Below are 24049 nucleotides of genomic sequence, written 5' to 3'. Positions count from 1 at the left end.
TAGAAAACACATGTTTTTTATAACATGTTCCAAGTGAGTTTTATTTTATGTAAAATTCACTTTTTTATCAAATAACAAGTACTAATATTTTAAAGAAAAATATATGGCAGATGGCGAAAAGTTGATTCCTATCAACATTGAAGAACAAATGAAATCAGCATATATCGACTACTCAATGTCGGTAATTGTATCAAGAGCTTTACCTGATGTTCGAGATGGTTTAAAACCAGTTCATCGAAGAGTTTTATTTGGAATGCATGAATTAGGAATTAAAGCTACAGGAGCATATAAGAAATCAGCAAGAATTGTTGGAGAAGTATTAGGTAAGTATCACCCACATGGAGATACTTCCGTTTATGACTCTATGGTTCGTATGGCTCAAAACTGGAGTGTACGTTACATGATGGTTGATGGTCAAGGAAATTTTGGTTCTGTTGATGGTGATAGCCCAGCAGCAATGCGTTATACTGAGGTACGTATGCAAAAAATATCAGAAGATATGTTAGCTGATATTGAAAAAGATACTGTTGATCATAAATTAAATTTTGATGATACTTTAAAAGAACCTACAGTATTACCTACTCGTATACCTAACTTATTAGTAAACGGGGCTTCTGGTATTGCAGTTGGTATGGCTACAAACATGGCACCTCATAATTTAACCGAGGTTATTAATGGTACCATTGCATACATAGACAATAGAGATATTGAAATTGACGAGCTAATGCAACATGTAAAAGCTCCTGATTTTCCTACTGGTGGAATTATTTATGGATATGATGGTGTACGTGATGCTTTTCATACTGGTAGAGGTCGTATTGTTATGCGAGCTAAAGCTACTATTGAAGAAGTAAAAGGACGTGAATGTATTATTGTTACAGAAATTCCTTACCAAGTTAACAAAGCAGAAATGATTAAAAAAACTGCTGAGTTAGTAAATGATAAAAAGTTAGAAGGAATCGCTAATATTCGCGATGAATCTGATAGAAAAGGAATGCGAATCGTTTATATTTTAAAGCGTGATGCGATTCCTAATATTGTATTAAATAAGTTATACAAATACACTCAATTGCAAACATCGTTTAGCGTTAATAATATCGCCTTAGTAAACGGTCGTCCTGAGCAATTAAACCTTAAACAATTAATTCATTACTTCGTAGAACATCGTCATGAAGTAATTGTTCGTAGAACAGAATTTGAGCTAAAAAAGGCAGAAGCCCGTGCTCATATTTTAGAAGGTTTAATCATTGCTTCAGATAATATTGATGAAGTTATAGCTATCATTAGAGGGTCTTCTAATGCTGATGAAGCTCGTGAAAAATTAATTGCTCGTTTTGAATTAACTGAAATTCAAGCAAAAGCAATAGTTGAAATGAGATTACGTCAGTTAACAGGACTGGAGCAAGATAAATTACGTGCTGAGTACGATGATATTATGGCTACTATTGTTGATTTAAAAGACATATTAGCAAACGAACCTAGACGTTATAGCATTATAAAAGATGAGTTAATCCATATTAGAGATAAATATGGTGATGATCGTCGTTCAATTATTGAGTATGCTGGAGGTGACATGCGTATTGAAGACATGATTCCTAACTCTAAAGTTGTTGTTACTATTTCAAACGCAGGATACTTAAAAAGGACTAATCTTGATGAATATAAAGTTCAAAATAGAGGTGGTCGTGGACAAAAAGGTGTTGCTACAAGAAATGAAGATTTCTTAGAACATTTATTCGTAGGTACCAATCATCAGTACATGATGTTCTTTACTCAAAAAGGTAAAGTTTTCTGGATGCGTGTTTACGAAATTCCTGAAGGTGGTAAAAACACCAAAGGAAGAGCTATGCAAAACCTTATAAATATTGAGCAAGATGATAAAGTAAAAGCTTTTTTAGTTACTCAAGATTTAAAAGATGAAGATTACATAAATAATCATTATGTAATTATGGCTACTAAAAAAGGACAAGTAAAAAAGACTTCCTTAGAACAATACTCAAGACCAAGAGCAAATGGTATAAACGCTATTACCATTAAAGATGGCGATGAGTTACTTGAAGCAAAATTAACTACTGGTGATAGCCAAGTAATGTTAGCCTTAAAGTCAGGTAAAACAATTCGTTTTGAAGAAGCTAAAACGAGACCTATGGGTAGAACTGCTTCTGGGGTTCGTGGTATTACTTTACAACATGAACAAGATGAAGTAATAGGAATGGTTGCTGTAAACGACATGGACAGCAATATACTTGTTGTTTCTGAAAAGGGATATGGAAAAAGATCAAAGTTAGAAGATTACAGAATAACTAACCGTGGTGGTAAAGGTGTAAAAACTTTAAACATTTCTGAAAAAACAGGTGAATTAGTTGCTATAAAAAATGTTGATGACTCTAATGATTTAATGATTATTAATAAATCAGGACTTACTATTAGAATGGCTGTAGAAGACCTACGTGTAATGGGACGTGCAACCCAAGGTGTTCGTTTAATCAATATTAAAAATAATGACAGTATAGCAGCAGTTGCTAAAGTTATGCATGAAGAAGAAGAAATAGATGAAGATGAAAATGGCATGGAAATTGAAAATGAAAATGATAATAACGAGAATCAAGAACAACAATAAATAAGAATCTAAAAATGAAAAAACAAATTATAGCACTTTCTTTGGGATTAGTATCATTAGGTGCTTTTGCTCAAAAGTCAGAACTTAAAGCTGCTGAGAAGGCCATAAAAAAACAAGAGTTTAATACCGCAATTGTATCTATTGATGCAGCTGAAAAGTTAATTGCAAACGCTGATGATAAGTATAAAGCTAAATTTTACTTTTTAAAAGGTAAAGCGTATGCTGCTAAAAAAGATTACAAAGTAGCTGCTGATGCTTTCAAAAACTTATTTGATTTTGAAAAACAAATTGGTAAAGACAGATATTCTTCTGACGCTAAACCTATGTTAGATCAATTAATTCAAGAAGTATCTAATAAAGCTGTTAATTTATACAATAATTTAAAAGATTACAAAAATGCGTCTGAGAGTTTTTATTTGACCTACTTACTAAGTCCTAAAGATACTTCTTTTGCATACAATGCAGCAATATCTGCTACTCAAGCTAAAGAGTATGATACAGCTCTTAAGTATTATAATGAATTAAAGAGAATTGGATATACTGGCATAGAAACTAAATATGTAGCCACCAACAAATTAACTGGTAAAATAGAGCCATTTGGTTCTAAATCTCAAAGAGATTTAATGGTAAAATCAAAGCAATACATCAAACCAGAGAACAAGCTTTCAAAATCTAAAACAGCTACATTAACAAAAAATATTGCTTTAATATTAAAAGAGCAAGGTAAAACTGATGAAGCTATTGCTGCCTTATCTGAAGCTCGTAAGCAAAACCCTAAAGATTTAAATTTATTACTTAATGAAGCTGATATGTATGTTAAGCTTAAACAAATGGATAAATTTGGTGAGTTAATGACAGAAGCTGTAGCATTAGATCCTACAAACCCTACATTATACTACAATTTAGGTGTTGTAAACTTTAATCAAGGTAGAGCTGATGACGCAAAAAAATACTATCAAAAAGCTGTTGAGTTAAAACCAGATTATGCTGATGCGTATATGAATTTAGCAGTTGTTGTATTAGATAAAGATAAATCTATTGTTGAAGAGATGAACAAAAACTTATCTAACTTCAAAAAATATGACGAATTAGCTCTAAAACAAAAAGAAGTTTACAAAGAAGCTTTACCTTATTTAGAAAAAGCTGATAGCTTAAGCAGAAACATTGACACTATTAAAACTTTAATGAATATATATGAAGTTTTAGAAATGGATGGAAAAGCTAAAGAATACAGAGGAATATACAAATCGATGAGATAAAGACTCTCCATCATATAAAAAAAAGAGATTACCGTTTTGGTAATCTCTTTTTTTTGTTTTTTAAAGTACAGAAATCGATTTATTCTAATTAAGTATTTAGACTTCCCTTAAAAGAACATTGACTTATACTTGGATACTGATTCCCTTTTACTTTTCTAATTATATTAAACAAGTATTGAATACCTTCTAAAGCTATACTTAATTGTTTAGCATTAGCTTACATATTATTCTTAATTTTTGGACATAAAAAAACCTATCAAAAATTTGATAGGTTTTCATTAAAAAATTAACTAGTAATAAAATATATATTATAATACTCTAACGTTTACTGCGTTTAATCCTTTTTTTCCTTCTTGTAATTCGAATTCAACTTCGTCATTCTCACGAATTTCGTCGATTAATCCTGAAACATGTACAAAATGTTCTTTGTTTGATCCTTCTTCTGTGATAAATCCAAATCCTTTTGATTCGTTGAAGAATTTTACGGTACCTTTATTCATTGTAAAAAATTATGTGTTACTTGCTTTAGTGCCAGTAACGTTTATTGAGTTGCAAATCTAATACCAATATTTTAATAATTAGACATTTATTTAACTTATTTTAATACAAGCAACAAAACTGTTATAAAATAAGATAGCCTATCAAAGTTTGATAGGCTATTCTCATTAAAAAATTAACTAGTAATAAAAATATATATTATAATACTCTAACGTTTACTGCGTTTAATCCTTTTTTTCCTTCTTTTAATTCGAATTCAACTTCGTCGTTTTCACGAATTTCATCGATTAATCCTGAAACATGTACAAAATGTTCTTTGTTTGATCCTTCTTCTGTGATAAATCCAAATCCTTTTGATTCGTTGAAGAATTTTACGGTACCTTTATTCATTGTAAAAAATTATATGTTGCTTGCTTTAGTGCTAACAACGTTTATTGTATTGCAAATCTAATGCCAATATTTTAAATGTTAAAAAAAAATATAAATTATTTTAAATTAAGCCGAAATTAAACATAAAAAAAAGCCGTTTAATTTACGGCTTTTTTAATTTTAAAAATTTGACAACATCTCAAAAATTAGTCAAAACTTGTATCCATTTTTAAGTAATCTAAAAACTCTCTTTTAGTTTCTTTATCTTTAAACTTACCTCCAAATTCAGCAGTAACAGTACTACTTTCAATGTCTTTAATTCCTCTAGAATTAACACATAAATGCTTTGCATCTATAACACAAGCTACATCATCAGTTCCTAAAGCTTCTTGCATAGCTTGAACAACTTGCATTGTTAAACGTTCTTGTACTTGAGGTCTTTTAGAAAAATACTCAACAATTCTATTCATTTTGGATAAACCAATTACTTTTCCATCAGAAATATAAGCCACATGTGCTCTACCTATAATTGGTAATAAATGGTGTTCACAAGTAGAGTACACGATAATATTTTTTTCTACTAACATTTCACCATAATTATAATTATTGTCAAATGTAGAGGCCTTCGGTTTATTTTTTGGATTTAATCCCATGAATAATTCATTTACAAAAGCTTTTGCAACACGCTTAGGTGTACCTTGTAAACTATCATCTGTTAAATCCATTCCTAAAGTGATTAAAATATCTTTAACACTTTCTTGTATTTTTTCTATCTTTTCTTCATCAGAAATATCAAACGCATCTTTACGTATTGGCGATTCAGCCGACGTTCCTATGTGATTTTCTCCAATTTCTTCTATCCTTTCGTCATTCATTTTGTTGTTGTTCACTTCAAACATTTCTTTCATTTATTAGGGCGCAAATTTACAACTTTGTTATTAATTTACTGTACTTTAGTTATCAATTCATCTAAAGAGCAAGTAGTTTGCTCAGAATTTATCATATTTTTTAGAACAAATGTATCGTTCTCAACATCGGTTACTACAAACTCTATACCTCTATTAGTAACATATTTCCATTGCTTCTTTTGTTGTTTGTTACTAGTTGCGGTATCAGGATATAGCTCAGATTTTATGTTGTTTTCTCTTAAAACTCTAATTGCTTTTACTTTTTCCAAGCTCTCATTCTCATTAAAATTCAAGAACAATACCTTTGGCTTAGGTAACTCAACAGTTTCAAATAAATTGAGTTCTTCCATTACTAAGTAAATCCTATCTAATCCGAAAGATATTCCAACTCCAGATACATCTTTTAAACCAAAGATACCCGTTAAATCATCATACCTTCCACCTCCACCAATAGAGCCCATTTTTACTCCTTTCGGAGCCGAAACTTCATAAATAGCACCCGTATAATAATTTAGTCCACGAGCTAAAGTAACATCTATTTCTAAACTTGCAGAAGTTAACCCTAACTCAGTTATAGAATTATTTATAAAACGTAACTCTTCTACTCCTTTTAAACCTTCGTCAGAACCTTGTAACATTCCTTCTAAAGAGGCTAATTTATCAGTATTAGTGCCAGAGAAATCAAATAATGGATCAACTTTTTTAATTGCTTCTTCGGTGATTCCTTTAGAAAGCATTTCTTTTACAACTCCTTCCTTCCCAATTTTATCTAATTTATCTAAAGCAACTGTAAAATCAATTAACTTATCTTTAGCTCCAATTACCTCAGCAATTCCAGATAAAATTTTACGATTATTGATTTTGATAGTCGTACCACTCAATCCTAACTTACTAAAAACAGTATCGTATAGTTGTACAAACTCTACTTCTTGCCATAAAGATTTACTTCCAACAACATCAGCATCACATTGATAAAATTCACGAAAACGTCCTTTCTGTGGACGGTCTGCTCTCCAAACTGGCTGAATTTGATAACGTTTAAATGGAAAGGTAATATCATTTTGATGTTGTACTACATACCGTGCAAAAGGCACTGTTAAATCGTATCTTAATGCTTTTTCTGAAATTTTTGATATTAATTTTTGACTATTTTTTTCAGTTAATATATTATCATCAACTTTACTTAAATAATCTCCAGAATTTAAAATCTTAAAAATTAAACGATCCCCTTCTTCTCCATACTTCCCCATTAAGGTAGATGAGTTTTCAAAGCTTGGCGTTTCAATAGGTTGAAATCCAAAATTTTCAAACGAATGTTTTATAGTACTAAATATGTAATTTCTTTTTGCTACTTCGGTTGATGAAAAATCTCTTGTTCCTTTTGGAATACTTGGTTTCATATTTTTTAATTATAAATCACGTCTTTAGTTTAAAAACGTAGTAATTAATTTTTATTTAATAATTGAATAAGCAAATATCTGAATTAATCACGAAAATAAGAAGTTTTATTTTTTCGTTTTAATCGATAAATACTTGCATTTAATTCAAAGCCTAGCAATAATATAATAGCATTCAACCAAACAAACAACATTAATATAAGCAATGTTCCTATTGACCCATATAATTGATTGTATTTAGCAAATTTCACTACATAAATACCAAAAAGATAGAAAGAAAACATTGATACAACTGTTGTTAAAATCGCACCAGGTGAAAAGAAACGAGTTTCTTTCCCTTGTTTGGTTCCGTATCTGAATAACAGTGAAACGATAGTAAAAATCATTAATAAAAATAAAGAGCCTCTTCCGTAATAAAACAAGTCTAAATCACTGGTATTGAACCATCCTTTTTCATCTATTTTAGCTAAAGCAACTTGATACAGAATAACAAAAACTACTGTAATAATTAAAAATAAAGACATTAACAATGATACTGCCAATGAAATCATATATGCTCTTATTATGTTCCTATACTCTTTAACATGATAAGAATATTCAAAGCCTCCAAAAATTGCATTTACTCCGTTGGTCATTAAAAATATAGACGCTAAAAAACCAAAAGAAAGCAACCCTCCATATTGGTTATTTAAGATATCTTTTAAAACTCCATCAACAGCATCAAATGTTTTTGGTGGTAACACTTCTTGAATTAATGAAAACAATCCTTCCTGAAAACCTTCAATAGGCATATACGGTATTAAGGTTAGTATAAAAAGTAGAAATGGGAAAATTGCCATAAAAAAACTAAAAGCAATTCCTCCTGCTCTAGTTGTTAATGCTCCTTTTACAATACCTAAAACATACATTTCCAAAACATCATAAAGTGACATACCTTCTAAGCCTGGAATTTTAATAGTTTTTCCAAACCGAACCAATAAATTTATAATTGGTATTTTTTCTAGTTTATTTTCAATTGGCTTAGTCATTTACTTTTTCTTTTTTACTTTATAATCACTTGATATTTTGTTAGCAATCCTATTATATTTTCTTTAGAAAAAACAGCTCCTTTTACATTATTATTCTCTACATCAATACTAAAGTTAATAGCAGTTTCAAAATTAACTTTTTCTAACTTGGTATTATCAAATATTGATTTGCTCAAATCGCTATTATCGAAATAACTATTTTGTAAATCTGCTTCCGTAAAATCAACTTCATTAATTTGACAATCTACAAATTGAAAATTTTGCATTTTTAATTGATAGAACGAAGAGAAGTTTAATTGACATTTTGAAAAATTGATTCTCAATAAAAATGGATTTAGCTCATAAAAGTCAATCCCAATTAATTTTGAATTACTAAAATGTACTTCTTTAAAACTACTATCTTTTAGTTTTGTATTGCTTAAGTTACAATCTATAAATTCACATTCTAAAAACTCAGAACCATTTATGTGTAACTCTGAAAAGTCGCAATTTTTAAATACACAAGAATCAAAGTCAGTTTTACTTAGTTGCTTACTAGTAAAACTGACTTTATTAAAAGTTTCATTGTTAAAATAATCGTTCATCAATTGAACTTTATTAATAATTATTTTAATCCTCTTGCAGTTAACATTGGTTTTGCCTCTGGGTCACGACCAGCAAATGTTTTATACATCTCAGCATAATCCATAGTATTTCCTTTTGACAAAATTTGTTCACGGAATTTTTGTCCATTTTCACGAGTTAATAAACCATTATTTTTAAACCAATCATATGCATCATGGCTTAACATTTCAGTCCATAAATATGAATAATACCCAGCAGCATAGCCTCCACTAAATATATGGGCAAAATATGTTGAACGATACCTTGGTGGTATTTCTGCTACCTTTAATTTCATTTTTTCTAATGCTGCTTCTTCAAACTTAACAACATCATCAATTTTAGTATCAGACGAAATTGTATGCCATTGCATATCTAAATTAGACGAACATAAATTTTCAATCATAGAATATCCTTGATTAAAAGTTCCTGCATTTTTAATTTTTTGCAGTAATTCAGCTGGTATTACTTCTCCTGTTTTATAGTGTAAAGCATAATTGTTTAATACATCTGGGTGCGTAGACCAATTTTCATTAAACTGTGATGGGAACTCTACGAAATCTCTAGCTACACTTGTACCTGAAATAGAAGCGTATTTTTGATTTCCAAACAACCCATGTAATGCATGTCCAAATTCATGAAACATTGTTTCAACCTCATCAAAACTAATTAATGCTGGTTCTCCATCAGCTGGTTTCTCAGAATTACACACATTATAAATTACAGGTTTTTGATTACGTAACTTAGATTGCTTTACAAATGAACTCATCCATGCTCCTCCTCTTTTACTATCTCTTGCAAAAAAATCTCCAAAATAAAGTCCTAATTTACTTCCATCTTCTTCAAAAAGCTCATAAACCACTACATCAGGATGATAGGTTGGAATATCTGTACGCTTTTTAAAAGTAATACCATACAATTTTGTAGCTGCAAAAAACACTCCTTTTTCTAAAACATTTGTTAATTCGAAATAAGGTTTCACCTCTTCTTCATTTAAATTGTATTTAGATTTACGAACTTTCTCAGCATAATAATTCCAATCATAGGGAGCTAATTTAAAACCTTCTTTACCCTTATTAATCTCAGTTTGAATTTCTTTTATTTCAGAAGATGCTTTTTCTAAAGACCCTGGAATTAATCCGTTAAACATTTCAAAAACTTTTTCTGGTTTAGATGCCATAGTGCCCTGTAAACTCCAACTTGCATAATTATCAAACCCTAAAACTTTTGCTTTTTTAGCACGTAATAACGCCATCTTTTTTACCAAATCACTAGTATCAAAATCTCCACCTTCAGCTCTTAAAATAGATTTTTTAAAAAGCTCTTCCCTTACGCCTCTATTTTCTAAAGTTTGTAACGATGGTTGTTGCGTAGTATTAATTAATTGAATTTCATATTTGCCATCTTTTTCAATAGCTTTTATTTTATCTTCTGAAAACCCTTTTAACTTCTTTTTATCGATAATTGTTACTCCTCCTTTTTTACTTGCATCTAATAGTTTTTTTCCAAAATCATTAGATAAACTAGCTAATTCAGAATTGATTTCTTTCAATTCTTTTTTCTTCTCTTCTGATAAATTAGCTCCAGATTTTACAAAGTTTTTATAATTTTCTTTTACTAAATGAATTGATTCAGCATCGTTTGATTTAATAGTTTCTAGGTTATCATAAACCTTTTTTATTCTTTTAAACAACTCCGTATTTAAAAAAATCTCATCTGAATGTTGTGAAAACTTTGGCGCTAATTCTTTTTGAATATCTTTAATAGTATCATTTGTATGAGCTCCTGCTAAGGCATAAAAAACTGAAGTAACCCTATCCATTACTCTATTACTTTCTTCTAAAGCAAGAATTGTATTTTCAAAAGTAGGCTCATCTTTATTAGCTACAATTTTTGCTATCTCTTCATTTTGAAGTTCCATTCCTTTTAAAATGGCTGGTTTAAAATGACTATTTTTTATTTTAGTAAAATCAGGTGTTCCATATTCTAAATTACTTTTAACAAGTAAAGGATTTTCAGGTGTATCCATTTTAGTTTCTTTTTTTGCTTCTTTTGTATTACATGAAATTGTAAAAACTAAAGTTGCAACTACTATTATATATTTTTTCATTTTTGTATAAATTATAGTTGTATTAGTTAGAAAATATATTTACTCGACAGCTTTAAGGCTTAGATCCAAATTATAAACTGAATGTGTTAATGCTCCAGAGGAAATAAAATCTACACCACACTCTGCATACTCTCGTATAGTTTTTTCATTAATTCCTCCTGAAGATTCTGTTAAACATGTATCACCTATAATTTTTACAGCCTTACGTGTATCTTCATAATTAAAATTATCTATTAAAATTCTATAAACTCCCTCATTAGCTAAAATTTCCTTAATTTCATCTATACTTCTAGCTTCCACAATTATTTTAATGTCAATTTCTTTATCAGCTAAGTATTTTTTTGTTTTTGTAATTGCTTGTGTTATTCCTCCAGCAAAATCAATATGATTGTCTTTAATCATCACCATATCGTACAATGCAAATCTATGGTTTTCTCCTCCTCCAATTTTTACGGCCCATTTTTCTAATGCACGTATTCCTGGAGTTGTTTTACGAGTATCTAAAACTTTGGTTCCAGTTCCATCTAATAAATTAGCAAAAAAACGAGTTTTAGTTGCAATAGCGCTCATACGTTGCATAGCATTTAAAACTAAACGCTCCGCTTGTAAAATAGATTGAGAACGTCCTGAAACATAGAAAACAATATCTCCATATTTTACACTCTCTCCATCTTGAATTAAAGTTTCAACTTCTAAATCTTTATCTACGTATTCAAAAACTTTTTTTGCAAATTCTACTCCTGCTATGGTACCTTCGTCTTTTACTAAAAGTTTAGCTTTTCCTTGGGCTTCAGGCGGAATACAAGATAATGAAGTATGATCTCCATCTCCTATATCTTCTCTAATAGCATTCGTTATAATTAAATCTAACTCTTTATTAAATTGTTCTTTTGAAATCATTGTTCTTTTATTCTTGTTGTAAAAATAGTGTTTTCATCAAGAATTAAAGAATACTATATAAAAAGTTAGCTATGAACCTATGTTTACAGAAAATCTTCTCCGAAATAGAAAATTGTTAAACCAACCAATTGCTTTGCTTTTGAAATTCGATTATTCATTGCATAATAATGCGCCACATTCATCAAAAATTTTACTACATAGCTATTTGGATGTTCTTTTCTCAACTTATATATATAGTAAGCAACACTTAAATCTTCTTTTTTGTATTTAGTTCCTGTATACATTTGTAACATTTCTAAATATTCAAATCCATGCTCTTTCGTTGGCTCTATTTGAGTTCCTTCTCCAAAATCATTCCAAGTAACTACTTGAATAAAATCTGTTGGATATTTTAATGATTCATCAAACGATTCTTTAAACACTTGCATTCCATTATCTGCTAACTCCCAATCGTTATCTGAAGGTAATTTCCAACCACCTTCAATATAAAAATCATTAAATCTTGGATAAGCGACTCCTCCAACAATATTGGTATTAAAATCTATGTTACTTATATAGTATTGAGACAATGTTTGCAAATGATTTTTATCAACCCAAGTATATTCTCCTGAAGAATTACCATCACCTATCATTACCTTTGAATTCCATAATGTTAATAAATTAACGTCTGTTTTTATTGAGTTTAATATAATATTCCAATCTTCGGAACTATCGATATAACTAGGTCCAAACACCATTAATAAAGGATCGTTCTTTATATGAACATAATTATTATTCTTAAAATATTTTCTTTTTATATACTTTAAATCACCTATAGCTTGATTAATTTGAACTTGACTCAAACTTCTTGCCTGTTCTTTAATTACTCGATCTTCATACATTACAGCAAATTCAAGATTTGTTTTTTCTAATTCTGAAACAAAACTTTCCATTCCTTGTTTTATAACTTCAAAATCTAAAACATCTCTTTTTCCATACCAATCAAAAATAACCCCATCAACTCCTGCCAATTTCATTAACAATAAATGATACTGCTGTAAATCTTTATCTTTTGTTGAATAAGGACCTATTAAAGGGTAATAATGAGACGCAATTTCTCTTTTTCCTTCAGAATTAATTAAATTAGGATTTTTATTAGTCATTGTCCAATGTTGCCCCCAAACTCCATCCACTTCAAGTGATTGAAACCAGGGCATGTAATGTACTAAAATTGGTCTTTTGGATTTCTTTTTTTTTCTTTGAATAGTGGTTTTACGATTTAATACATTCATCTCTTCTTCTTTGAGAATTTTGTTTAAATCATAACTTTCTGGCTCTTTTACCCACTCTTTATAATAATTTTTTATTTCCTGATTTACTACACTACTTTTTTTTTCTTCAATCAGGTTGTCATTACTACAAGCCACGACAAATAAAAACATCAAGGCTAGTAGTGTTTTTAATAAACCTACTTTCATTTTTTTCTTTAACTTTTTAATTAACAAACACTTATAGCCTTTATAAATATATTTAAAAAAGTTTTTAAAAACTATAAAAAGCTTATATTTTTTAATATACTTTTATACTTTTTTAAATTTTAGATGAAAATAAAACTACTTGCCATAGGAAAAACAGATAATAAACATCTGATTCAACTTATTGATGAATATCAAAATAGATTAAAGCATTATATTAAATTTACTTTAGAGATAATTCCTGATATAAAAAATGTAAAAAACTTAAGTGAACAACAACAAAAAGAAAAAGAAGGTGATTTAATTTTATCCAAACTTCAACCTACAGACCAACTAATTTTATTAGATGATAAGGGTAAGCATTATACTTCTATTGAGTTTTCTCAATATTTACAAAAGAAAATGAACTCTGGACTTAAACAATTAGTAATAGTTATTGGTGGGCCTTATGGGTTTTCAGATACTGTATATAAAAAAGCTAGCGGAAAAATTTCTTTATCAAAAATGACATTTTCTCATCAAATGATTCGTTTATTTATTGTTGAACAAATTTATCGTGGATTTACCATTCTTAAAAATGAACCATATCACCACGAATAATTTTTTTAATTTATAAAATCTTTCCAAGCATTAGCAAATTGAGAATCTACCAAACAGCTGGCTTTTTTCTTATCACTAGGAAAAGAAGAGTATTCAAAAAAACTATAATTTATATTATCTCCAAGAAAAGTATTTTCTTCTTTAATTTCTTGCAGCTGGTTATTCTTTAACCTTTGTTTCATTACTGATGAAAAAAACGATCTAGCTAAAACATCTGAATCTCCAACACTATGCCCTATATTGGGTTCTTCAGCAAAACAAACAATACTCTTTTTCTCTCTGTGTATTAAAAATGCTTTTTTTACTGTTTCATTTCTTTCTTTTACATCTTTCTCTCCAGTTATTAATAATCCCGGTGGTGAATTTGTACTATAATTACCAATGCTTCCTTTTATATTTACATAAGCTACCGTTCTAGTACTATATATTTGAGCAAAGGTGTAACTAAATCTACCTCCATGAGAAAACCCCCTCAACAAAACTGGTAAATTACTTACATAACTTATCTTGTTTTTTATACTAATTTTATCTAATGCTTTTATCATATTAGAGGAAGCTAATTCTAAATCAGACCTAACATAAACCCCTAAAAGAGCAAGTTTTTCAGCTTTCGCATACACTTGCCATTCTTTAGAATTAACTAAACCAGTTCCATTATTTCCTCCTCCTGGGGCTAGTACTAAAATTGCTTTAGGAGTAACGCCTTCAGGCACCCATAACTTAAAAGCATTCTCATCTGGTTTTCCCATAAAAAACTCATAGGTCCAATCATCAATAAATTGTCCTTGTTCACCTGACTTTGTTGGTTCATCAACAGAACTACACGATACACAAAAAATAACTATTAGCAATCCAATTCTTTTCATCTCAAATATTTATATGTCAACAATATACTACATAAATTCAAAAAAAGATGACTTATTAAAGCCTTAAGATAAAAACACATTTCATATTACTCCTTTATTCTTTAAAGTATAATTCCTTTATTTATAGTACATTCAACCACTATATACTCATATAATAAATAACAGTATTCCCCCCTAAGATGATAAAAAATACTACATTTGTTGGCAACAAATTTGTATCAAATGAAATTAGTTTTTGCAACTCATAATTTAAATAAGTTAGCCGAAGTTCAAAAAATGTTACCAAACTCAATTGAACTTCTTTCTTTAAAAGATATAAACTGTTTTGAAGACATTGAAGAAACAGCAACTACTCTTGAAGGAAATGCTAAAATTAAAGCTAATTATATTACTGAAAAATTTGGTTATAATTGTTTTGCTGACGATACTGGACTAGAGGTTAAAACCTTAAACGGGGCTCCTGGCGTATATTCTGCAAGATATGCAGGTGAACCAAGTAACTCTGAAAATAATATGCTAAAATTACTTTCAGAATTAAATAAAAAAACTGACAGAGAAGCACAGTTTAGAACGTCTATTTGTTTAAATTTAAATGGAAAACAATTTTTATTTGATGGCATTTGTACTGGTGAAATTTTAACCATAAAACAAGGAGAAAAGGGATTTGGTTATGACCCTATCTTTCAACCAAAAGGTTATAATAATTCCTTTGCTGAAATGTCTTCAGAGGAGAAAAATAAAATCAGTCATAGAGGGTTAGCTATTCAAAAACTAATTGATTTTTTAAAACAACTAAATTAATTGAGTGCTTCTAAAACATACACACAATATTTTGTTATTTTATCAGTACTTCTGATACTTTTTCTCTTTATAAATATCAGCTTAGGCTCTGTAAAAATCCCTTTATCAAATATTTTTGACATTCTAACAGGAGGAAGTACCTCTAAAGATAGTTGGCAAACAATCATTATTAATTATCGATTACCCAAAGCTATTACTGCTATTTTAGTTGGATCCGGGCTATCAATTAGTGGCTTATTAATGCAAACATTGTTCAGAAATCCATTAGCTGGACCTTTTGTTTTAGGTATTTCTTCAGGAGCAAGTTTAGGTGTAGCTTTATTTATATTAGGTTCCGGAATATTTGGGGGTATATTTTCATCATTTATTTTTTCAAATTGGTCATTAGCTTTTGCAGCTAGTTTAGGTTCTTTTTTAGTACTTTCTGCTATTATTATTGCAGCAAATAAAGTACGAAATACAATGTCTATTTTAATTATTGGTTTAATGTTTGGCTCGTTAACTTCAGCAATTATAAGTGTATTAGCTTATTTTAGTGAAGCAGAACAAATTCAGCAATATCAATTTTGGAGTTTTGGTAGTTTAGGAAATTTAACTTGGAATGAAATAATCGTTTTTGCTATCATTTACTTTATAGCTTTAACAAGTACATTTACCGTAATAAAACCTTTAAATAGTTTTTTATTAGGAGAAAATTATGCAAAGAGCTTAGGTATAAACATTAAAAGAAGTAGGAATATTATTTTATTAATAACAAGTTTACTTACTGGTGTTATTACTGCTTTTTCAGGTCCTATTGCATTCGTAGGAATAGCAGTACCTCATGTTGCTAAAATGTTATTTTCAAGCTCAAACCATAAAATATTACTACCTGCATCTGCCCTAATTGGCGCAATAATTTTACTTATTTGTGACAGTATAGCACAATTGCCTACTAGTGCTTTTATACTTCCAATTAATGCTATTACCTCTTTATTTGGAGCTCCTGTAGTTATTTGGCTATTAGTACGAAAAAAGAAAAGTTATGTTTAACATTTAAAAAGTTATATAATTACACAAATCACTAAAAATAGCGTCTTAGAAACTGAAAACCTTGCAATTGGTTATAATACCAAAAAGCAACAAAACAGCATTGCCTCGAATATTAATTTAACAATTGAAAGAGGTAAATTTGTAGCTTTATTAGGTAAAAATGGAATTGGAAAATCTACCTTACTTCGTACTTTATCTAAAGTACAAAAACCGCTTAGTGGAGTTATTAGGGTAAATAATAAAAACCTTGAAGAATATTCACATTTAGAGCTGGCTACTTCATTGAGTTTAGTATTAACAGAACGCTTACCTCTTAGTCAATTAACCGTATTTGAATTAGTTTCTTTGGGGCGTCAACCATACACAAATTGGATTGATAAACTTACTCCTAATCATTTAAAAAAAATTCTTTGGGCTATTGATGAAACAGAAATTAGTCATTTAAAAGATAAGCGTTTTCATGAATTGAGTGATGGTCAACTTCAACGTGTCCTTATTGCTCGTGCACTCGCTCAAGATACTGAAATTATTATCTTAGATGAACCTACTGCTCATTTAGATATTCATCATACTTTTAAAGTTTTTTCTCTTTTAAAAAAACTTGTAAAAAACACTCAAAAAACCATTATTATTTCAACGCATGAAGTAAACTTAGCCATTCAATTAGCAGATGAATTTATATTACTCTCTGAAGAAGAAATTTATACAGGTACCTCAAAAGAACTTATTTCTAAGAATGCTTTTGAAACACTTTTCCCTAAAGAACTTATAAGTTTTAACAAAACATTAGAACAATTCGTTATTAAGAAATCCTAAATTTGATGGTTGGTTTTATTTTAATACTTTTAGCATTCAATAAAACCAACCTTACTTAATTAAACTATTGATGAAAAAATTACTTTATATAGCAAGTTCAGCAATTCTTGTAGCGTGTAGCTCAAGTAAAGAAGCCATTGCTATTGATAATGATGATACGACAGATTATGCTGAAAAATTCGCTAAAACAATTACAGCTAAAGATTTAGGACAACACTTATTTGTATATGCTTCAGATGAATTTGAAGGAAGAGATACAGGTGAACCTGGACAAAAAAAAGCTGTAAAATACTTAAAAGATTTTTACATTAGTAAAGGGATTAAATCTCCAATTGGAGGTAATGACTACTTCCAAGAAGTTCCTTCTGCTTATTTAAGTAATAACCGTAGAGGTATGAAACTTAAAGATTCTGAAAACGTTGTTGCTTTCATTAAAGGTACAGAAAAGCCAGATGAAATTGTAATCATTTCTGCTCATTTAGACCACGAAGGTGTTAAAAATGGTGAAATATATAATGGAGCGGATGATGATGGTTCAGGTACTGTAGCTATATTAGAAATTGCAGAAGCTTTTAAAAAAGCTTCAGATGCTGGCAAAGGACCTAAGCGTTCTGTTTTATTTTTACATGTAACCGGTGAAGAAAAAGGTTTATTAGGATCAAAATACTATACTGAAAACCCTATTTTTCCTTTAGCTAATACAGTTACTGATTTAAACATTGACATGGTAGGTAGAGTTGATGAACGTCATAAAGGTACACCTAACTATGTTTACCTTATTGGTTCTGATAAATTAAGTACTGAGCTTCATAATATATCAGAAGCTATGAATAAAAAATACACTAATATTGACATAGATTATAAATATAACGATGAAAACGATCCTAATCGTTTTTACTATCGTTCTGATCATTATAATTTTGCCAAACACAATATTCCTATTATTTTCTACTTTAACGGCACACATGCTGACTATCATAAACCAACTGATACGCCAGATAAAATTAACTACGAACTGTTAGAGAATAGAACACGTTTAGTTTTTCATACTGCGTGGGAAGTAGCTAACCGTGAAAAACGTATTATCGTTGATAAAGCTGAAAAATAATAGTTATTGATTATTTAAGTTACTCGTTTATAAAACTCACCTTTTGGTGAGTTTTTTATTTTATTTCATAAAAACCAACCAATACTTAATATAATGATTTTTAGCATTATTATCATTTCTTTAATTGGATATTTAATCGTAACAGTAAACAATAAAAAACATATACAAATTAACATTTCCAAACTACCTTTTAAAAAGGCATGGGAAATTATTTTAATTAAAAACGTTGCTTTTTACAATGCTCTTTCAAACAATGAAAAAAAAATATTTCAATACAAAATTCAAGAGTTTTTATTAAACTGCAACGTTATAGGTGTTAATACTGTAGTTAATGATGTTGATAAAGTACTTATAGCCTCAAGTGCTATCATTCCTATATTTAACTTTCCTGAATGGAAATATCCTAATATTTCTGAAGTTATTTTATACCCTACAATTTTTAATGAAAATTTTCAAACTAAAGGGCCAAACCGAAACATTTTAGGAATGGTAGGCAATGGGTACTTAGAAGGTAAAATGATATTATCTAAACCTGCTTTGCATCTTGGTTTTCAGAATGAATCTGATAAAAAAAACACAGCCATTCACGAATTTATTCATTTAATTGACAAATTAGATGGAACAATTGATGGCATACCCAAAGTACTTCTAGAAAAACAATATATTATACCTTGGATTGATTTAATGAATAAAAAAATGGATGAAATATATACTAAAACATCTGATATTAATCCTTATGGTGGCACTAACAGAGCTGAGTTTTTTTCAGTTGCTAGTGAATACTTTTTTGAACGCCCTAAATTATTGGCAAAAAAGCATCCTCAACTATATTACTTATTAGAAAAAATTTTTAAGCAAGATATGGATGACATGAACTTGCATATTAAACAGGACATTATTGTGAAAAGAAATAGTCCTTGTCCTTGTAATAGTGGATTAAAATATAAGAAGTGTTGCATTAGCGCATAATAACAAATAAAAGAGGTAGCACTAATAATACGCCACCTCTTTTCTCTTCTCCCTTACTACTTTTTATAAATCATTTTAGTAACACTCTTCTCTTTTCTTGTTGAGTATATTTTAACTAGATATATTCCTTTTGACAAATTTGAAACATCTAAAATTGAACTTTCTATTTTTTTAAAACGATTTAACTCAGTTCCAAAAACATCAGAAATTACAATCTCAATTTCATCATCAAGTTCATTACTTTTAATCTGTAAATAATCCTCTGCTGGACTTGGAAATAAAGTAACTTTAAACTCATTTGTTTTAACTTCACTCCCAGTGTTTATATTTGAACAAAACGATCCTTTTGAATAAACAGGAATTGAAGTTGTTTTAAAAACTGGAGGGTTCTCATAATATGTTTTTATTTTATTTGCTAACCATTTATCATCATCGCCATTGGTACCTATAGAGCCAACACCAGTTGTTGAACCTCCACCCCATAAAATTGAAAAAACATTCATATTAGCCAAACGTTGTAAGTTTGATGTACTCCAATCATACCCATTATCATTCATCAAGTGCTCCCCAATAGAACTAGCTTGATAATGCGTTAATGTTAATGGTATATTTCTTAACTCATCTTTAATTGTATTTATATTTGTTCCAATTCTATCATCTCCTAAAAAATAAGGTGCAGCAGCTGAAGAATGTTGTGCTACGTTATAATTAATAGTAACCTCACTTTTAGTAGCCATATGACCTCCTGGAATTTGCCATAACATTATAGGCACATTACCTATTCTTTCTGAAATTTCTTTACAAAAAACCAAATACTTATCCCAATGTTTTGCAGTCCAAGCATAATTTTGAATAGCAGCTGGACCAAAACAATCCCTTTCATACCTATCAAAAGCTATAAAATCAGGTTTCCATTCACCTTTATATAATTCCAATTCATTCATAAAAGTAGCTATTTCAATAGCTTCATCAACAGGACTATTAAACTCACCAGCCCCTTCATACACCCACCTAGCAGATCCTCCAGCCCAAACATTTTGTTGGTAACCAAAAGGTATTTTACATTCACCTACATGATAAATTAAAAAGTTAATCGATTGAAAATACCCTTTTAAATTATTGGTAAAAACTGGTATTGATTGAGTACTTAATCCTTCATCTGTAAATGCTTTATTTATTTCTTCATTCACTTTTATTAACATCGTTCTAATATCGTGATCATTTCCAAAAGCTACATCTTGTTGAATTGCTCCTATTAAATCAGGACTTATAATAAATGCTCCAGGGTTTGGGTGTTTATCATCTTCATAAGTCAAAATAACTTTTATTTCTTGTATGAGATTTCTATAATGATAATATAAATTTTGATTTTCTTCCATATCTTTTATAGCTTCTAATGAACCTCCTCCACTAGCATTTGCAGTGTAATGAACCATAACTGGTAGAATAACTCTCCCGCCTTGGCTTGCTTCTAATCTTCTTGCCTGCTCAATTGTATTTTTTGTCGGTGTCATATCAGGTATTTTTCCTCTATCACCAGCACCGTCTAGTCCAGAGTACTTAAAAATGACACTTAAAGGTGAGTTTTTAAAATTATCATCAAATGCTTCTGAAGCATTGGTTATAGTACCATGAGATAAATATTTTGGGAACCCCTTTACTGTAAATTCATGAACAGAAGTTGATTCATAATTAATACTAATCACATTATTTTCTCCTGAAACTATAGCAACAGAAGCAGTATGTTTAGGTGTATATATTAAATTATTAACAGTATCAGAATAGGTTGCTACATTTACTGTATAACTTCCAACTAAAACATCAGGAATATTTACATTTCCATTAACTATTTGTTGGGTCTTATCTACACCTTCAAGTTCATTGTTTTTAAGGGATAACTCTGTTGATATACCACTTGGCAATCCATTAACTATTACTTTTAAACTCGAAGACGCTATCGCTTCTTTTGTAAAAGGAATTACAACAGTATTGTTGTTCTTTGATGGGATAAAGTTTAATGGAGACTCTTTAGTATATTGACTAACATATTTAGTGGTTCCTTTTGCAAAGTTTTTACTCCATATATTATATTTCTGATCAACTTTTAACGAGTTTGTACTTGATGTTGTTATGATTTCAGTACTTATTTTATTAGTTACCGTATTCTTAAAACTAACTATTACTTCATTAATCTCATTTCCTGAAATAGAAGTTATTACATCTGTAAATAATGAAGGCTCTTCATTTTCAAGAAAAAACTGAACAGTATTGGCAATATCTACATAAGAAGTTGTTACTGTTTTTAAATCTATTCTAAATTTAAAATTTTCATTAACTCCTAAAGTATTATCTACCCAAGACTCATTAGGTAACCCGATTGTTAATGTATTAATATGTTGGTTCCCATCAGGAATTTGATTTAAAGTAGCAGTTGGATATGAAATTTTTCCATTCGTGAAAAAATTAACCAAACTTGCTTTCATATCTGAAAGAAAAATAACTTTTGAATTTCTAATGTTAAGATTACTTGTTCCTTTATTAGTGACCTCAACATCTAAATAAACATCACCCCACGATTGCTCTTGGAATTCTATTTTTAATTGATACGTTGTTGATGCATTACTATAATTACGAACAAAAGTTTGTAAAAAAAGTACGTAACTAAAAAATAAGCATGCTAGTAGAAGCTTGTTTCTCATTTTGTAAAGTATTTTAAATTAAACGGAGTTTACGGGGTGTAGTAGGAAATAAAAAGGTAGATATACATTTTATTCTTTACAAAGAAATTCCACTAACAACACAAAACAAAATACAGAGACTATAATTCTATCGATTAAAAACATGTTACCATTTAATTGAAACTCTTCTTTAATTTAAGAAACATATATACTTTCTGGTTAAATGAAATTAACATCAATACTCAAAAATCAAACGCTTAAGGAATAAAAAAACATTCTCTATTATTCTTACTATACTTTTAATCTAAGTATTGACTTATAAATTGTCTTTACATTTTTACAAAAACCTAAAAACTACAAACATCATGACTTTTCAATTAAACTTTAATTTTACAGATCAAGATTTAAAACACATCTATGAAACTAATAGTAATGTTGCAATTGCAAAACCTGTTGGAGGTGGCAAGCCGTCTGTTGCATGGCTAATACTTAAACCCTTTCAAAACAATACTCTTGAATTTAAAGAAGAACTAGGTATTTATGTATCTAATACTGAAGTTCAAACTGGTGCTAAAATTACTATGCTATCCAGCACTCCTATTCCTTCTGCACAAAACAAACTGTATACTCTTGAAGACAATGGAACAATTAGTGGCCCAAGCAATGGAGGTTCTCCAAATAGTTATGCACTACAAAATAATTTTAGTAACAATCCTTATATGACTGTTGGTTTATATCAAAATGCCGTATTAAATGGTCAAGTAATAAATAACAATCCTATTTCTGGAAACTCAGTTCTATTCAGAAGTACCATTACTATGGAACCAGCTAATTCATTATATTTATGGATAGAATCAAATTTACAAACTGCAACTATTGTAAACAACATAAGCTCACCAATGACTAAAATTGATTTTTCAGGAGGAGAGACTCAAATATCATTAAAATATGATGCTACATCTGGTACTTTTATTCCTATAAGCTAAATAGTATTTAATCTTTCAAGAATCTTAGTATTATAAATAATTCAACTCTTAAAACATTAAATATTTGTATTTTTATCAATACTCTACATCCTACAAACAAAACATTATTTGTAGGAACTAAAAAAACAAAATACATGTTTTCAAAAGCTTATGAAATTGCAAGTACTTATACTCAACCTCTTTTAGTTTCTTCTCGTTTATTTAATGGAGAAATTAAAAACAACTTGGGTAGTTTTGTAATAATAAATGACGAAGGTTGGATTATTACTGTTGCTCATATGCTTGACTCTCTAATTGCTTTTAATCAAAACAATAAAGAAATTCAAGACTTTAACACCAAGTTAACTCAAATTGAAAATGACTCTAACCTTAATAAGAAAGAGAAATTAAAAAAAATTAAAAAATTAAGTTCAAAACCTAATTGGGTAATAAATTCATCACATTGGTGGGGTCATGACAGTCATAGAATTAAAAATTTTCATATTCTAAAAGAAAATGATATTGCTATTGGCAAAATAGAAAATTACAACCCAGCATTTTGTAATAATTACCCCATTTTTAAAAACCCTAAAGATTTAAAATATGGTACTAGCCTCTGTAAATTAGGATATCCTTTTTATGATGTTAAATCCACATTTAATGAACAAAACAATTCTTTTACATTTGATTCATCAATATTCCCAATTCCAAGATTCCCAATAGATGGTATTTTCACTCGAAATATTGTTGCAGGAAAATCTTTAGGTAATAAATTTGACATCAAATATATAGAGACTTCTACCCCAGGCTTAAGAGGTCAAAGTGGTGGGCCAATTTTTGATACTGATGGAAACATATGGGCAATACAATCACAAACAAGACATTTACCTCTTGGATTTTCTCCTAAAATAAAAAAAGGAAATAAAGATATTGAGGAAAACCAATTTCTTAATGTTGGTTGGGGAGCACATGTAGAAACAATACTTAATTTTCTTGATTTCCATAGTATTAAATATACCAAAACCTAAAAATTACACACCTACAAAACTCAGCTTCTTTAACTACTAAACC

21 protein-coding genes are annotated in these 24049 nt (G+C 29.3%); 10 read left to right on the top strand and 11 right to left on the bottom strand.

Annotation, left to right across the window (positions count from 1 at the left end):
* Positions 1-103 precede the first annotated feature (103 nt).
* Positions 104-2620, top strand: a complete 2517-nt coding sequence (gene gyrA, locus ACKTTQ_RS02500) for a DNA gyrase subunit A (protein WP_408048303.1) — start codon at positions 104-106, stop codon at positions 2618-2620.
* 14 nt (positions 2621-2634) lie between these two features.
* Positions 2635-3879, top strand: coding sequence for a tetratricopeptide repeat protein (locus ACKTTQ_RS02495; protein ID WP_408048302.1), 1245 nt, complete (start codon positions 2635-2637; stop codon positions 3877-3879).
* 308 nt (positions 3880-4187) lie between these two features.
* Here the strand turns inward: ACKTTQ_RS02495 and ACKTTQ_RS02490 are convergent, their stop codons facing one another.
* From ACKTTQ_RS02490 to ACKTTQ_RS02450, 9 genes are all read right to left on the bottom strand, one after another.
* Positions 4188-4379 carry a cold-shock protein gene (locus tag ACKTTQ_RS02490; protein ID WP_093871765.1) on the bottom strand — a complete coding sequence of 64 codons (192 nt, stop codon included), beginning with the start codon at positions 4377-4379 and terminating at the stop codon, positions 4188-4190.
* Positions 4380-4575: 196 nt separating this feature from the next.
* Positions 4576-4767, bottom strand: coding sequence for a cold-shock protein (locus ACKTTQ_RS02485; protein WP_093871766.1), 192 nt, complete (start codon positions 4765-4767; stop codon positions 4576-4578).
* Positions 4768-4952: 185 nt separating this feature from the next.
* Positions 4953-5645 carry a GTP cyclohydrolase I FolE gene (folE, locus tag ACKTTQ_RS02480; RefSeq protein ID WP_093872081.1) on the bottom strand — a complete coding sequence of 231 codons (693 nt, stop codon included), beginning with the start codon at positions 5643-5645 and terminating at the stop codon, positions 4953-4955.
* Positions 5646-5689: 44 nt separating this feature from the next.
* A complete protein-coding gene (gene hisS, locus ACKTTQ_RS02475) occupies positions 5690-7054 on the bottom strand; it encodes a histidine--tRNA ligase (protein WP_093871767.1) in 1365 nt (454 codons plus the stop codon).
* A gap of 83 nt (positions 7055-7137) precedes the next feature.
* Positions 7138-8079, bottom strand: a complete 942-nt coding sequence (locus ACKTTQ_RS02470) for a YihY/virulence factor BrkB family protein (protein ID WP_113785697.1) — start codon at positions 8077-8079, stop codon at positions 7138-7140.
* 14 nt (positions 8080-8093) lie between these two features.
* Positions 8094-8663: a pentapeptide repeat-containing protein gene (locus ACKTTQ_RS02465; RefSeq protein WP_408048301.1), complete on the bottom strand. Its 570-nt coding sequence runs from the start codon at positions 8661-8663 to the stop codon at positions 8094-8096.
* Positions 8664-8683: 20 nt separating this feature from the next.
* Positions 8684-10789 (bottom strand): M3 family metallopeptidase, encoded by a 2106-nt coding sequence (locus ACKTTQ_RS02460; protein WP_093871769.1) that lies wholly within the window; start codon positions 10787-10789, stop codon positions 8684-8686.
* Between the two features lie 39 nt (positions 10790-10828).
* A complete protein-coding gene (gene nadC, locus ACKTTQ_RS02455; protein ID WP_093871770.1) occupies positions 10829-11689 on the bottom strand; it encodes a carboxylating nicotinate-nucleotide diphosphorylase in 861 nt (286 codons plus the stop codon).
* Positions 11690-11772: 83 nt separating this feature from the next.
* Positions 11773-13146: a glycoside hydrolase family 71/99-like protein gene (locus tag ACKTTQ_RS02450; protein WP_093871771.1), complete on the bottom strand. Its 1374-nt coding sequence runs from the start codon at positions 13144-13146 to the stop codon at positions 11773-11775.
* 123 nt (positions 13147-13269) lie between these two features.
* Between ACKTTQ_RS02450 and rlmH the strand changes: the two genes are divergently transcribed.
* Entirely contained in the window at positions 13270-13743 is a 474-nt protein-coding gene (gene rlmH / locus ACKTTQ_RS02445; RefSeq protein WP_113785694.1) for a 23S rRNA (pseudouridine(1915)-N(3))-methyltransferase RlmH, read from the top strand.
* A 5-nt stretch (positions 13744-13748) separates the two neighbouring features.
* On the opposite strand, the gene ACKTTQ_RS02440 is transcribed toward rlmH, so the two are convergent.
* Positions 13749-14609: a hypothetical protein gene (locus ACKTTQ_RS02440; RefSeq protein ID WP_408048300.1), complete on the bottom strand. Its 861-nt coding sequence runs from the start codon at positions 14607-14609 to the stop codon at positions 13749-13751.
* 222 nt (positions 14610-14831) lie between these two features.
* Here ACKTTQ_RS02440 and ACKTTQ_RS02435 point away from each other — a divergent pair, with 222 nt between their 5' ends.
* From ACKTTQ_RS02435 to ACKTTQ_RS02415, 5 genes are all read left to right on the top strand, one after another.
* Complete coding sequence (locus ACKTTQ_RS02435) at positions 14832-15410, top strand: non-canonical purine NTP diphosphatase (RefSeq protein WP_093871774.1); 579 nt, start codon at positions 14832-14834, stop codon at positions 15408-15410.
* Positions 15411-16442: a FecCD family ABC transporter permease gene (locus ACKTTQ_RS02430; protein WP_408048299.1), complete on the top strand. Its 1032-nt coding sequence runs from the start codon at positions 15411-15413 to the stop codon at positions 16440-16442.
* 15 nt (positions 16443-16457) lie between these two features.
* A complete protein-coding gene (locus ACKTTQ_RS02425; protein WP_317047319.1) occupies positions 16458-17258 on the top strand; it encodes an ABC transporter ATP-binding protein in 801 nt (266 codons plus the stop codon).
* A gap of 70 nt (positions 17259-17328) precedes the next feature.
* Entirely contained in the window at positions 17329-18366 is a 1038-nt protein-coding gene (locus ACKTTQ_RS02420; protein WP_176974434.1) for a M28 family metallopeptidase, read from the top strand.
* A gap of 93 nt (positions 18367-18459) precedes the next feature.
* A complete protein-coding gene (locus ACKTTQ_RS02415) occupies positions 18460-19335 on the top strand; it encodes a M90 family metallopeptidase (RefSeq protein ID WP_408048298.1) in 876 nt (291 codons plus the stop codon).
* Positions 19336-19391: 56 nt separating this feature from the next.
* On the opposite strand, the gene ACKTTQ_RS02410 is transcribed toward ACKTTQ_RS02415, so the two are convergent.
* Complete coding sequence (locus tag ACKTTQ_RS02410; RefSeq protein WP_408048297.1) at positions 19392-22034, bottom strand: T9SS type A sorting domain-containing protein; 2643 nt, start codon at positions 22032-22034, stop codon at positions 19392-19394.
* Positions 22035-22378: 344 nt separating this feature from the next.
* Here ACKTTQ_RS02410 and ACKTTQ_RS02405 point away from each other — a divergent pair, with 344 nt between their 5' ends.
* Together ACKTTQ_RS02405 and ACKTTQ_RS02400 are read left to right on the top strand one after the other, a co-directional pair.
* A complete protein-coding gene (locus ACKTTQ_RS02405) occupies positions 22379-22999 on the top strand; it encodes a hypothetical protein (protein ID WP_408048296.1) in 621 nt (206 codons plus the stop codon).
* A 134-nt stretch (positions 23000-23133) separates the two neighbouring features.
* Positions 23134-24006, top strand: a complete 873-nt coding sequence (locus ACKTTQ_RS02400) for a trypsin-like peptidase domain-containing protein (RefSeq protein ID WP_299136797.1) — start codon at positions 23134-23136, stop codon at positions 24004-24006.
* Positions 24007-24049: the final 43 nt, after the last annotated feature.

The organism is Tenacibaculum halocynthiae (assembly GCF_964512825.1).
GTDB classification, from domain to species: Bacteria; Bacteroidota; Bacteroidia; order Flavobacteriales; family Flavobacteriaceae; genus Polaribacter; species Polaribacter halocynthiae.
The sequence above is the reverse complement of the archived record's forward strand: the minus strand, read 5'-3'. Positions and strand labels throughout refer to the sequence as shown.

Excerpts from the sequence above, each read along its gene's own strand:
- gyrA (WP_408048303.1), top strand. The coding sequence starts at position 104 with ATGGCAGATGGCGAAAAGTTGATTCCTATCAACATTGAAGAACAAATG.
- ACKTTQ_RS02495 (WP_408048302.1), top strand. The coding sequence starts at position 2,635 with ATGAAAAAACAAATTATAGCACTTTCTTTGGGATTAGTATCATTAGGT.
- ACKTTQ_RS02490 (WP_093871765.1), bottom strand. The coding sequence starts at position 4,379 with ATGAATAAAGGTACCGTAAAATTCTTCAACGAATCAAAAGGATTTGGA.
- ACKTTQ_RS02485 (WP_093871766.1), bottom strand. The coding sequence starts at position 4,767 with ATGAATAAAGGTACCGTAAAATTCTTCAACGAATCAAAAGGATTTGGA.
- folE (WP_093872081.1), bottom strand. The coding sequence starts at position 5,645 with ATGTTTGAAGTGAACAACAACAAAATGAATGACGAAAGGATAGAAGAA.
- hisS (WP_093871767.1), bottom strand. The coding sequence starts at position 7,054 with ATGAAACCAAGTATTCCAAAAGGAACAAGAGATTTTTCATCAACCGAA.
- ACKTTQ_RS02470 (WP_113785697.1), bottom strand. The coding sequence starts at position 8,079 with ATGACTAAGCCAATTGAAAATAAACTAGAAAAAATACCAATTATAAAT.
- ACKTTQ_RS02465 (WP_408048301.1), bottom strand. The coding sequence starts at position 8,663 with ATGAACGATTATTTTAACAATGAAACTTTTAATAAAGTCAGTTTTACT.
- ACKTTQ_RS02460 (WP_093871769.1), bottom strand. The coding sequence starts at position 10,789 with ATGAAAAAATATATAATAGTAGTTGCAACTTTAGTTTTTACAATTTCA.
- nadC (WP_093871770.1), bottom strand. The coding sequence starts at position 11,689 with ATGATTTCAAAAGAACAATTTAATAAAGAGTTAGATTTAATTATAACG.
- ACKTTQ_RS02450 (WP_093871771.1), bottom strand. The coding sequence starts at position 13,146 with ATGAAAGTAGGTTTATTAAAAACACTACTAGCCTTGATGTTTTTATTT.
- rlmH (WP_113785694.1), top strand. The coding sequence starts at position 13,270 with ATGAAAATAAAACTACTTGCCATAGGAAAAACAGATAATAAACATCTG.
- ACKTTQ_RS02440 (WP_408048300.1), bottom strand. The coding sequence starts at position 14,609 with ATGAAAAGAATTGGATTGCTAATAGTTATTTTTTGTGTATCGTGTAGT.
- ACKTTQ_RS02435 (WP_093871774.1), top strand. The coding sequence starts at position 14,832 with ATGAAATTAGTTTTTGCAACTCATAATTTAAATAAGTTAGCCGAAGTT.
- ACKTTQ_RS02420 (WP_176974434.1), top strand. The coding sequence starts at position 17,329 with ATGAAAAAATTACTTTATATAGCAAGTTCAGCAATTCTTGTAGCGTGT.
- ACKTTQ_RS02415 (WP_408048298.1), top strand. The coding sequence starts at position 18,460 with ATGATTTTTAGCATTATTATCATTTCTTTAATTGGATATTTAATCGTA.
- ACKTTQ_RS02410 (WP_408048297.1), bottom strand. The coding sequence starts at position 22,034 with ATGAGAAACAAGCTTCTACTAGCATGCTTATTTTTTAGTTACGTACTT.
- ACKTTQ_RS02405 (WP_408048296.1), top strand. The coding sequence starts at position 22,379 with ATGACTTTTCAATTAAACTTTAATTTTACAGATCAAGATTTAAAACAC.
- ACKTTQ_RS02400 (WP_299136797.1), top strand. The coding sequence starts at position 23,134 with ATGTTTTCAAAAGCTTATGAAATTGCAAGTACTTATACTCAACCTCTT.